Origin of the sequence: Corynebacterium sp. HMSC076G08 (assembly GCF_001811515.1) — a bacterium.
Lineage (GTDB): Bacteria > Actinomycetota > Actinomycetes > Mycobacteriales > Mycobacteriaceae > Corynebacterium > Corynebacterium hiratae.
In genome coordinates, this window is record NZ_KV805030.1 from 1 (window position 1) to 11795 (window position 11795).

The 11795-nt window shown below is 60.4% G+C and carries 10 protein-coding genes; 8 read left to right on the top strand and 2 right to left on the bottom strand.

Annotated features, from left to right (window positions below; all coding sequences use genetic code 11):
* Positions 1 to 363: 363 nt before the first annotated feature.
* On the bottom strand, positions 364 to 687 hold the full coding sequence (locus HMPREF2806_RS04370) for a hypothetical protein (RefSeq protein ID WP_070511621.1): 324 nt from the start codon (positions 685 to 687) through the stop codon (positions 364 to 366).
* Between the two features lie 48 nt (positions 688 to 735).
* Here HMPREF2806_RS04370 and HMPREF2806_RS04375 point away from each other — a divergent pair, with 48 nt between their 5' ends.
* The 6 genes from HMPREF2806_RS04375 (at position 736) to HMPREF2806_RS04400 (ending at position 9087) form a co-directional block, all read left to right on the top strand.
* Positions 736 to 2112, top strand: coding sequence for an MFS transporter (locus tag HMPREF2806_RS04375; RefSeq protein WP_070516442.1), 1377 nt, complete (start codon positions 736 to 738; stop codon positions 2110 to 2112).
* 22 nt (positions 2113 to 2134) lie between these two features.
* Positions 2135 to 3166 carry a 6-phosphofructokinase gene (locus HMPREF2806_RS04380; protein ID WP_070511628.1) on the top strand — a complete coding sequence of 344 codons (1032 nt, stop codon included), beginning with the start codon at positions 2135 to 2137 and terminating at the stop codon, positions 3164 to 3166.
* A gap of 39 nt (positions 3167 to 3205) precedes the next feature.
* Positions 3206 to 4804, top strand: a complete 1599-nt coding sequence (locus tag HMPREF2806_RS04385) for an aspartate:alanine exchanger family transporter (RefSeq protein WP_049157216.1) — start codon at positions 3206 to 3208, stop codon at positions 4802 to 4804.
* 43 nt (positions 4805 to 4847) lie between these two features.
* Positions 4848 to 6353 (top strand): Asp-tRNA(Asn)/Glu-tRNA(Gln) amidotransferase subunit GatB, encoded by a 1506-nt coding sequence (gatB, locus tag HMPREF2806_RS04390; RefSeq protein WP_070516444.1) that lies wholly within the window; start codon positions 4848 to 4850, stop codon positions 6351 to 6353.
* A gap of 68 nt (positions 6354 to 6421) precedes the next feature.
* Positions 6422 to 7477 (top strand): NAD(P)-dependent alcohol dehydrogenase, encoded by a 1056-nt coding sequence (locus HMPREF2806_RS04395; RefSeq protein WP_070516447.1) that lies wholly within the window; start codon positions 6422 to 6424, stop codon positions 7475 to 7477.
* A gap of 185 nt (positions 7478 to 7662) precedes the next feature.
* Positions 7663 to 9087, top strand: coding sequence for a YkvI family membrane protein (locus tag HMPREF2806_RS04400; protein ID WP_070516448.1), 1425 nt, complete (start codon positions 7663 to 7665; stop codon positions 9085 to 9087).
* Here HMPREF2806_RS04400 and HMPREF2806_RS04405 read toward each other — a convergent pair.
* A complete protein-coding gene (locus HMPREF2806_RS04405; protein ID WP_070516451.1) occupies positions 9084 to 9773 on the bottom strand; it encodes a LysE/ArgO family amino acid transporter in 690 nt (229 codons plus the stop codon). The genes HMPREF2806_RS04400 and HMPREF2806_RS04405 overlap by 4 nt on opposite strands.
* Positions 9774 to 9843: 70 nt before the next feature.
* Here HMPREF2806_RS04405 and HMPREF2806_RS04410 point away from each other — a divergent pair, with 70 nt between their 5' ends.
* Both HMPREF2806_RS04410 and HMPREF2806_RS04415 read left to right on the top strand, forming a co-directional pair.
* Entirely contained in the window at positions 9844 to 10728 is an 885-nt protein-coding gene (locus HMPREF2806_RS04410; RefSeq protein ID WP_046648098.1) for a LysR family transcriptional regulator ArgP, read from the top strand.
* 28 nt (positions 10729 to 10756) lie between these two features.
* The gene (locus tag HMPREF2806_RS04415) at positions 10757 to 11743 is read left to right on the top strand and encodes a DoxX family protein (protein ID WP_046648099.1); all 987 of its coding nucleotides are present in this window, start codon (positions 10757 to 10759) and stop codon (positions 11741 to 11743) included.
* Positions 11744 to 11795 lie beyond the last annotated feature (52 nt).

Genomic DNA, 11795 nt, shown 5'->3' on the forward strand with positions numbered 1-11795 from the left:
GCATAGCCCCGACCCAGGTGTCATAGGCAGCTCGTCGTGTTTTGGCGCGGGCTATGGCGTGTGGGTTATTCGGGTTGGTGGTGGAAAAGAAGAAGGTTGGTGGGCGTGTGGCAGTGGTCATGGGTATCTCCCCCGAGATAAACATGTGTTAGAAGAAGTGTTCTAAACGTGATTCTAGTGTCACACACCCCGTATGGCCATAGCCTGCGTTAAATTCGTGTCAAGTCGTTACTATAAACGGGGGTAGCCACCCCACATTAGCCAGCACGTTCGACGCAAAAATGTTGGAGCCTTTGCCCGCGCGAGGACGTAAAACGCCCCTCCAGCCGTCAAGGACAGCGTGAAGGGGCGTGGGAGGGGGATCTACTTGGCGTCGGAAAGCGCGTAGGCAGCGCCAGCGCTCGCGGCAGTGACGGTGAGGACTGCGGGCCAGGAGCCCATTTTCTTAGCCAGCGGGTGGGAGAGGCCAAAAGCGCCGGTGTACAGAGCCGCCAGGCCAACGGTAGTGGCCGGGTTCGTCTTAGCCCACCAGCTGCGGCCCGCCCACACGCCAGCGGCGGCAAGCACCACGCCGCCAAGCGGGCGAATGCCAGTCTCCCGGGCGGTGAGCCAGCCGCCGATAAGTCCCAGCGTGACGGTCGCTGCCGTCGATACGTCCTGCGGTTTCTTGATATCAATCATTCCCATGCGCCTCAGTTTAGGCCGCGTGAGCGTGCGGTGGCTAGACTTCGCTGCATGAAACTCGGAGGAACGCCGCCGTCGGAGAAGCAAGCGTGGCTCGCCATGGCCGCGCTATCACTGGGCTTTTTCATGTCCTTGCTCGACCAATCGATGATTGCCGTCGCGCTTCCCGACGTCCGCCGTGAGTTCCACGCCGATGTCAACCAGGTGCTGTGGGTTTCCGCCATCTATTTGCTCGCCGTGGTCGTGCCGCTGTTGTTTACCGGCCGCCTCGGCGATATCTACGGCCAGAAGAAAATGTTCCAGCTGGGCGTCGGGCTCTTTGGCATCGGCGCGCTGTTGTGCGCGTTAGCGCCCTCGGTGGAGTTTCTTATTGCAGCAAGAGCCTTGCAAGGTTTCGGCGCGTCGATTCAAATGCCGCAGACTATGGCCGTCATCAACCGTATTTTCGCGCGGGAGCGGCGCGGCCGTGCGCTCGGCGTCTGGGGAGTGGTTGGGTCTTTGGCCACACTTGCCGGACCGCTCTTGGGAGGCTTCGTCGTCGCTGCATTTGGGTGGCAGGCTGTTTTCTGGATCCATGTTCCTTTTGTTGTCGCCGCGATTGTCTTATCCGGCCTGTGGGTGCCTTCCTTGCCAACGGCGATGGGGAAGATTGACTTCGTGTCGGTGGGGGCGTCGTTTATCGCGTTAACGTGCTTCGTCTTCGCAGTGCAACAGGGCCCAGAGACTGGTTGGCCGTGGTGGATTTGGGTCCTGCTCCTTGCTGGTGTGGTGGGCATCTACCTCTTCGTGCGCTTGCAATCATCGCGGGGGAAGGCGGCGCTCGTCCCGCTCGTGCTGTTTAAGGACCGCAACTACTCCGCAGGTTCAGTGGCCATCGTGTCCATGGGCTTTATGGCGGCGTCGATGATGATTCCAATCATGATGTGGCTGCAGGTCGAGCAGGACATGTCGGCGCGCGATGCCGGAATCATCGTCACACCCATGGCGCTGGTCTCTTTGTGCGTGTCGCCCTTGGCGGGCATTCTGGCGGATAAGCTGCACCCACGTCGTTTGGCGGTCGCGGGCTTCGGCATCCTGATTGCGACCTTCCTCGCACTGTGGTTCCTCATGCAGGCCGAAGTGTCGGCCTGGTGGTTGTGCCTGCCCTGCGCGGCGCTGGGGGCGGGACAGTCCTTCATCTGGGGTTCCAACGCCGCGACGACGATGCGCGATATTGACGCAGATCTCATGGGCGCGGCATCCGGCGTCTATAACACGTCCAGGCAGGTGGGTTCGGTCATTGGAGTGGCCGCCGTGTCAGCGGTTATGCAGGTAGCGGGGGCTGCGGATTCCCTCGTGATCATCGTTGCGATGCTGGCGGTGGGGTGTATGGCTTCGCTCTTCTTCCGCGACACCCTGCATGCGGTAGCGGAAACTGCGAGGCTATAGGGAAGCGAGTAGATTGGATGTCATGCGTCTTGCTGTACTGACATCCGGTGGTGATTGCCCCGGTCTGAATGCTGTTATCCGCGCGGTCGTTCGTACCGCATCCAACGAGTTCGGCGATACGGTCGTCGGCTACGAGGACGGCTGGGTTGGTCTGATGGAAGACCGCCGCCGTGACCTTTATGACGACGCAGAGATCGACCGCATCCTCCTGCGCGGCGGAACCATCCTTGGCACCGGCCGCCTCCACCCAGATAAATTCAAGGCTGGGTTGGACACCATCAAGGCCAACATGGCTGATGCTGAGGTCGATGCGCTCATCGCCATCGGCGGTGAGGGAACGCTCAAGGGTGCCAAGTGGCTCTCCGATAACGGTATCCCGGTCGTTGGTGTGCCAAAGACCATCGATAATGACGTCAACGCTACCGACTACACCTTCGGTTTCGACACCGCAGTATCCGTGGCGACTGACGCGATCGACCGCCTCCACACCACCGCTGAATCCCACGACCGCATCCTCATCGTCGAGGTTATGGGCCGCCACGTTGGCTGGATCGCGCTGCACGCTGGCATGGCCGGCGGGGCGCACTACACGGTGATCCCTGAGGTCCCGTTCGATATCGCCGATATCACCAAGGCCATGGAGCGCCGCTTCCAGATGGGTGAGAAGTACGGCATCGTTTGCGTCGCTGAGGGCGCGCTGCCGAAGGAAGGCACCATGGACTTCGAAGAAGGCGGTGTGGACCAGTTCGGCCACCAGACCTTCAACGGAATTGGCCAGGTCATCGGTGATGAGATCAAGAAGCGCACCGGCTACGACGTGCGCACCACCGTCCTCGGCCACATCCAGCGCGGCGGTACGCCGACGGCCTATGACCGTGTGCTGGCCACTCGCTACGGCACCCATGCCGCCCGTGCTGCGCACAACGGCCAGTCCGGCATGTGTGTGGCTCTCCATGGCGAGAACATTGAACTCGTGCCTCTCGAGGACGCAGTGGGCAAGCTGAAGGTGGTTCCGGCCAAGCGTTATGCCAACGCACAGGCCCTGTTTGGCTAAACACCACCGTTAGCTCATCCATAGTTTCTAAAGGTAGCGATGACAAGCGTATTAGCTTATCTGGCTGAGCAGCCGGTCCTCTTGGTGTTTCTGCTCATAGGTGTCGGCATGGCACTCGGCGGCATCAAGACGCGGGGCATCAGCTTGGGCGCGGCGGCCGTGCTTTTTCTCGGCATCGCATTCTCGGCAGCCGCATCAGCTGCCGGGGTGGAGGCCTCCGTTCCTCCTATTTTGGGCATGTTCGGCTTAGTGCTCTTTGCCTTCGGCATTGGCAATAACTCCGGTGTGTCCTTCTTCAAGTCACTGAAGACGGCGACGGGCCCAGTGCTGTCGATGATCGGAGTCTTCATCGTCGCGGCGCTTGCCGCGTGGGGGTTGGGCACTTATGTCTTTGGGCTGTCGAATGCCACCATCGCTGGTACTTTCGCCGGTGCGGTGACGAATACCCCGGCGTTGGCGGCGGCGTCGGAAGCCACGGGCGATCCGGGCTCGGCTACGGTGGGCTACGCGGTGGCTTACCTGTTCGGCGTCATCGGCATGCTCGGTGCGACGGTGCTCGTGCTTCGCGACGCCGGCAATGACGACGACACCCTGTCACCCGTCACGCGCCAGCACATGCAGATTCAACGCGAGATCTCAGTCGCGGAGATCGCTGATATTGGCAATGGGGAAGTGCAGGTAACACGCCTGCGCCGCGTGGGCAGCAACCTTATCGTTTTGCCGAAATTCTTCGACGTGCTGCACCCCGGTGACGTGGTCACGCTCGTTGGTGCCCCGGAGGACCTGGACAACATCATCGAGCGAGCCGGGCGCGAGTCCCCGCAGATCCTCAATGATGACCGCCACGAGTTGGACTTTCGCCGCATCACTATTTCCGAGCACAGCTTGGCGGGCCTGACCATCGCGGAGCTCAATAACCAGCTGGCGGATCGCTGGGGCGCGCGTATCTCGCGAGTACGTCGCGCCGATAATGATCAGGTCGCTATCCCAGAACACATCGTGGAGCTCGGCGACCGCGTGCGCGTCGTCGGTTCCAAGAAGTCCCTGCGGGAGATTTCCACTTTTCTTGGTGATTCCTCGCAAGGCCTGACAGATATCAACCCGGTGTCTTTGGGCCTCGGCATGGCCCTCGGCGTTTTCGTGGGCCACCTCGAAATCCCGCTTCCAGGCGGCTCTTCCTTTAGCCTCGGCGCTGCCGCTGGCGTCCTCATCGTGGCGTTGATCATGGCGCGTATCGGGCGCATCGGCAATACCGTCACCGCACTGCCGCACTCAGCCAACACAATCCTCTCCGAACTCGGACTGCTGCTCTTCTTGGCCCAGGCCGGAACGAATGCGGGCGGGGAAATCGCCGGTGCCTTTACGGGTGGAGCCTGGTGGAAGATTCTCCTGCTCGGCATGATCATCACGACGCTGGTGGCGACCGGATTCGCACTCGTCATGCGCCGCTTCCTGCGCGTCGGTGCCACGAAGACCGCGGGTGCTATGGCGGGCGCGCAAACCCAGCCGGCCGTGCTCGCTTTCGTGAACAATCGGACGAACACTGACCAGCGCGTCGCCTTGGGCTATGCCATGGTCTATCCGGCGGCGATGATAGCCAAGATTCTCATTACGCACGGCATTACCTTGTTGGGTTAGGCGGTTGCGCACGGTGTCGCGCTGACATACTAAGATGGCACGCATGACTGCTGCGATGTATGACCTGATGGACTATGACGAGGTCCTTGAAAAGTTCGATCCCGTTATGGGCATGGAAGTTCACGTGGAGCTCAATACGGAGACCAAGATGTTCTCCACCTCGCCCACGAACTTCAACGCAGCCCCCAACTCCAACGTGGACCCGGTGTCCCTCGGCCTGCCAGGCGCCTTGCCGGTGGTGAACTCCAAGGGTGTGGAAGGCGCCATCAAGATTGGCCTGGCGCTGAACTGCAAGATTGCGGAGTCTTCGCGCTTTGCCCGCAAGAATTACTTCTACCCGGACCAGCCGAAGAACTACCAGATCTCTCAGTACGATGAGCCGATTGCTTATGACGGCTACCTCGACGTCGTCCTCGACGACGGCACCGAGTGGCGCGTAGAGATCGAGCGTGCGCACATGGAGGAGGACACTGGCAAGCTCACCCACTTGGGTGGTGCCGATGGCCGTATTCATGGCGCAACCTCTTCGCTGGTGGACTGTAACCGTGCGGGCATTCCGCTTATTGAGATTGTGACCAAGCCAATCATGGGTGCCGGCGAGCGTGCTCCCGAGGTGGCCCGCGCATACGTGACTGCGCTGCGTGAGCTCGTCGCGGCACTGGGGGTTTCTGATGCCCGCATGGATCAGGGCTCGATGCGTGTTGACTCTAACGTCTCGTTGCGCCCAGTGGGCCAGGAGGAGTTCGGTACCCGTACCGAAACCAAGAACATTAACTCCCTGCGCTCTGTCGAGCAGGCGGTGCGCTTTGAGATGCAGCGCCAGGCGCAGGTGCTTGTCGACGGTGGCGAGATTATCCAGGAAACCCGCCACTACCAGGAAACGGATGGCTCCACCTCGAAGGGCCGCCCGAAGGAGACCGCGGAGGACTACCGCTACTTCAACGACCCAGATCTGCCGCCGGTGATTGTCTCCCGCGAGTGGGTTGAGGAAATCCGCCAGACGCTGCCGGAGATGCCGTGGATTCGCCGCGCCCGCATCCAAGAGGAGTGGGACCTTAAGGATGAGGAGATGCGTGACTTGGTTAATGCTGGCGCGCTTGACCTCATCATCGAAACCGTGGAAGCCGGCACCACCCCGGATGAGGCGCGCTCCTGGTGGGTGTCGTACCTGACCGGTAAGGCCAATGAGGCCGGCGTTGAGCTGAGCGCTCTCGATATCACCCCGGCGCAGGTCGCTCGCGTTGTCGAACTGGTCAAGGAAGGCAAGCTGACCACCAAGCTGGCTCGCCAGGCGGTTGACGGCGTGCTGGCCGGTGAGGGTGACGTTGACGAGGTCGTCGCCAAGCGCGGGCTCGAGGTTGTGCGCGATGATGGCGCGATCGAAAAGGCAGTCGATGATGCCCTGGCCGCTAACCCGGACATCGTGGAGAAGTACAAGGCCGGCAATAAGAAGGTCACCGGCGCTATTGTGGGGGCGGTCATGAAGGCCACCCAGGGCAAGGCTGACCCGGGGCAGGTCAACAAGCTGATCGCGAAGAAGCTCTCCTAGGCGAGCAGTCTAGTTGGCAAAAATTTCCATTAGGCGAGGTCAGGCGACTACGGGGTACCGTGGTCGCCATGACTATTTCTGCTAAAGCCCTTCAGAAGACCGGACCTAAAGAACCTTTTCAGGTCGTGACTATCCAGCGTCGTGACCCGCGCGCCGATGACGTGGTTATCGACATTAAGGCCGCGGGCATTTGCCATTCGGATATCCACACCATCCGCAACGATTGGGGCGAGGCGCACTTCCCGCTGACCGTCGGCCATGAGATCGCCGGTGTGGTCTCCGCCGTGGGGGAGGAGGTCACCAAATTTAAGGTGGGAGACCGCGTTGGTGTGGGTTGCCTCGTGAACTCCTGCGGCGAGTGCGAGCAGTGTCAGGCAGGAATGGAACAGAACTGCCTGAACGGCAACGTCGGCACCTATAACTCCACGGATGTCGATGGCACGATTACCCAAGGCGGCTACGCCGAGAAGGTCGTTGTGAACGAGAACTTCGTTCTCCGCATTCCGGATGCTCTCGACTTCGACATAGCAGCGCCCCTGCTGTGCGCCGGTATCACCACGTACTCTCCGTTGGCGCGCTGGGATGTTAAGGAAGGCCAGAAGGTAGCCGTCGTGGGCTTAGGCGGCTTGGGACACATGGGTGTGCAGATTGCTGCCGCGAAGGGCGCAGAGGTCACCGTCATCTCGCGCACTTCTCGCAAGGCTGAAGAAGCTGCAGAGCTGGGGGCGAGCCGCACCTTGGCCACCACCGAGGAGGAAGACTTCTTCAGGAAGCACCGCGGGGAGTTCGATTTCATCCTCTCGACCATTTCCGCCGAGTACAGCCTCGAGGACTACCTGGGGATGCTTAAACCCCGCGGCATTATGTCTGTCGTGGGGCTCCCGCCGGAGGCGCTCCCGCTGCGCCTCAACCGCCTCGTCGGCGGCGGCAAGGTGCTCACCGGTAACAATATTGGTGGCATCGCGGAAACCCAGGAGATGCTGGACTTCTGCGCCGAGCACGGCTTAGGCGCGGTGATCGAAAAGGTGGGTGTCGACGAGGTTGATGCGGCCTATGACCGGGTCGTGGCGGGTGACGTTAAGTTCCGCTTCGTCATCGATACGACGACGTTTGCTGAGCACTAAGAGGTGAGCCGGCTCATGCTTTAGCGGCTATTGGAGCAAGCTCTCCACGGCCGCACACATGTTTTCCTATCTCGTTGGCGTACGGTGGTAAATGTATGCCGCCGTACTTCGACCAAAGTATGGCGCGTTTCTATGCGCTACCCCTGAAGAATAAAGAGAAGAAACTAGAAAACAGATAGGAAAACGTGTCTTATAAAAACGTCGTGGGCATCGCTTTGTCCTTCATTGGCTTGCTCGTGGGTGCGGGCTTTGCCACGGGACAGGAAGTTGTCCAGTACTTTACGTCTTTCGGTATTCCCGGCATGTGGGGCATCCTCGTTGCTGGTTTGGTCATGACCCTTGCCGGCACGGTCTTCCTCCAGTTGGGAAGCTACTTCCATGCCAGCGAGCACAACCAAGTGTTCAGGAACATCACTCACCCGATCATTTCGCGCATTCTGGATGTCGCGGTAATCCTCACGCTCTTTGCGGTCGGCTTTGTCATGCTGGCTGGTGCCGGCTCCAACATGCAACAGCAGTTCGGCTGGCCGGCTTGGGTAGGCTCGCTGCTCATGCTTGTGCTTGTTCTCATCACAGGCATGTTTGATGTGGATAAGGTGTCACAGGTTATTGGTCTTCTCACGCCGACCATCATTATCGCCGTTCTCTTTGTAGGCACCTACACGCTGCTGCACATGCCGGAGAACGTTGATGCGGCCATTAGTGCCTCTGAAGCGATCGAGTCCCCGATTCCGTTCTGGCTCGTATCCGCGCTGAACTACAACGGCCTGGCTCTTATCCTGGCGGTCTCGATGTCCCTTGTCATCGGCGGTGATAACATTAGCCCGCGCGAAGCAGGCGTCGGCGGCATTGTTGGCGGCGCGGTCTACGCGGTGCTCATGGGTATTGCTGGTTTCTCACTGCTCATGAATGCAGAGAACGTTGGCGATTCCGATATTCCGATGTTGACCTTGGTAGATAGCGTCCACCCGACACTCGGTGTCATCATGGCCATCATCATCTACCTGATGATCTTCAACACGGCCATCGGTATGTTCTACGCGCTGGGCAAGCGTTTGTCTTCTGGCAACGAGGCGAAGTACCGCATTATTTTCATCGCCGGCTGCCTCGCTGGCTTCGCCGTTTCTTTCGCCGGCTTCAAATCCCTGATGCAGTACGTCTACCCGGTGCTGGGTTACATGGGTATCGTGCTCGTCGTCATTCTGGTGATCGGATGGCTGCGCTCCCTGGGCAAGATCAAGGACGAGGGCCTGCGCCGCGAGCGCATCCGCGCATTGCTGCACCTCAAGCTGCACCCCGACTCGGAATATGACGCGGCGCGTTACGACGACGAGATCGGCCAGCAGATCGCCGATTCCAACATGGATGATGAAGCCCTCTTCGAGGACCTCGTTTCCGATGTGGTCGAGGAGTTGGACTCGGATGAAGAGCTTGACTTCGACAGGGAAGAGTGGGAGGAAAACCGCAACGACCACTCCTACTACACCGAACGCGAGGCTGTGGAGCAGGACCGCAGCGACGAAGAAATCAAGGCTTGGGTCGAGGAAACCGGCGCAGTGGGAGATCCCGCCGAAGACGAAGAGCTCCCAGAAGAATCAACGAAGAACTAGAGGAGCAGGAGCTTCGCCGTTAGTGCAATCATGACGCAGCCGATGACGATGTTGACCACGCGCCACGTCGTCGGCTTGGCCAGCACGTGGGAGAGCTTGTAGGCGCCAAAGCCTAGGGAGGGGAACCACACTGCGCTGGCCATGATGGCGCCTGCTGCGAACACCCAGCGCTGGTCGCCATATTGGTTTGCAATGGAGCCCAGCATGACTAGCGCGTCAACGTAGGCCAGGGGGTTAAGCCACGTCAGCGCCAACGCACCGAGGACGGGCTTGACCCAGGATTTTGAGCGCACGCGGGGGCGGATCTTCGTAAGCACTGAGTTCCCCGGTGTCCCAGAGGAACCCGAATTCTCATCAACCACCTGCGCCACGGGTGCGGTTTCCTCGATGACCAGCGCATCCTGTTGCTTCTTGAAGGCATCGCGGAAGCACGTGAAGCCGAAGTAGATGAGGTAGGCCGCGCCGAGGTACTTCACCACGACGAGCGCGGTGGGGAAGCGCTCCACAAGGACACCGACGCCTGCGGTGCCGCCGGTGATCAGGATGACGTCGGAAAGCAAGCATGCCAACAGGATGGGCCCGACATGATCGCGTTTAATGCCCATCTTGATGATGTAGGCATTCTGCGGTCCGATGGCGATGATGAGGGACAAACCCAGCACAAATCCTGCGAGCAAAACTGACATGGCTTCTAGTGTGCGTATAACGACATATGAAGTCCAGTTAAATGTTCTACAGCTGGTTTAATATAGCTTCATGAACCCGCTCCATACTGAAACGCTGCTGGCCATCATCGATGAAGGTTCCTTCGAGGGGGCTGCGGCTGTGTTGGGAATCACTCCTTCGGCCGTCAGTCAACGCATCAAGGCGTTGGAAGTATCGACTGGTCGAATCCTGCTGCGCCGCGGCACTCCCGTCACCGTGACCGAGGCAGGGGAGATCGTCGCCCAAGCCGCGAGGCGCATGGCGCTGGTTCAAGCCGAAGCGGATGCCCGGCTCACCGAGCGTCTCTCCCGCGTGCCGTTGACTGTCGCGATCAACTCGGATTCCCTGGCCACGTGGTTCAGACCTGTAATCCAGCGCACCGCCGAGCGCGGTGAGGCTGCGCTGCGCATTCGCATCGAGGATGAGGCCCGAACGCTCGCGATGTTGCGCCGGGGTGATGTGCTGGGCGCGGTCACGCGCGAGCAAACCCCGGTCTCCGGTTGTGAATCTACATACCTCGGCACCATGCGCTACTTTGCCGTCGCCGCACCCAGCCTGGCGGAGGGCTTTGAAGATTGGGAGACCCTGCCCATCGTGGGCTTCGGGCCGAACGACGCGACTTTGGACGACGCCATGCGCGAGCGTTTCATCGACTCCCATGTCCTGCGCGCGCGGGTCTCACAGATTCCTTCCTCGGAGAGTTATGTCGAAGCAGTGCGCTACGGCCTGGGCTGGGGTCTGGTGGCGAGACTGCAGGCCCAGCCCCTGCTGGAGACGGGGGAGCTGGTGCTTCTCGACGACTTCCCGCTCGACATCGACCTCTATTGGCAACGCTGGCGATTGGAGTCGGAGGTGCTCGCGGACCTCACGGCAGATGTCTTAGACGCAGGCCGTGCGGTTTTAGCTACGCGCCGCGCCGATAAAGATGCACCATAAGGGCGCTGTGCTGCCTTAAGTTGGAGGCATGAGCGATAAAACTCCTGATAAAGCCACCGACTTTGATGACGATATCCCGACCTACACGGGGAAAGACTCCGTGAAGGACAGCACGCCTGAGGCAGAAGCTGCCGATAAGCCGAAGAAGAGTAGCCTCTTCCAACGCCCCGGCCGCGCCGAGCCGCAGGTGATTAAGCCGAAGAAGGCTGAAGAGCCTGCTGTTGAGGCAGAGCCTGAAGCCAAAACCGAAACCTTTGAGAGCGCCACCCGCGAGTCCTTGTCTTTCGACAGCGCTGCAGCTGAAACCGAGACCACTGCCTTCCCGCGCGCGGAGGCCATGGCCGAGCCTGATACGCAGACAACCGCTATGCCGGTATCGGCAACCGCAACCGAGTCCGCAGCAACTGAGACCTACGAGGAAGTACCAAGCACGGTTGCCGTTGCCGATCCCGCCGTGGACTCCGAGCCTGCAGCCGTGGAGGAGAAGCCGGAGCCAGCACGCCGCGGCACCATCGACTTCGGTTTGCTCTTCGTGCGCTTGGCGCTCAGCGTTTACCTGCTCGTGGCGGGTGCCTCGACCTTCTTCAAGCTCGGCGGCAACGAGGGCCTGTCGGGTCTGGAGAACGAGTTCGGCGAGTACACCATGGCAGCGGCACTTGCCATCGGCGTGCCGACCGTCCAGCTCATCGCTGGCGCCTTCCTGCTTCTGGGCCTGGTCACCCCGTTGGCCGCTATGTTCGGCCTTATCGTCACGGGCTTCTCCGCTATTCACGGCCTCAACGCCTCCGGTGCAGGGTTGGATGTCTTTGCCTGGAATGAGAGCGTCTGGCTGGGTCTGGTGCTCTTTGTTATCGCGGTGGCCCTGCAGTTCACCGGTCCGGGATTCATCTCCCTGGACTTTAACCGCTCATGGACCCGCCGCCCGCTGGCGACGTCCTGGATTTTCGTCGTCATTGGCGTGGCCGCGCTCGTGGCCATCTGGTGGTTTGGCGCGGGCGTTAACCCGCTGAACTAGGCGCTGTTAGCACGTTTCTGTGATGTCTATGGAGTTTTTGGACACGGAGTCT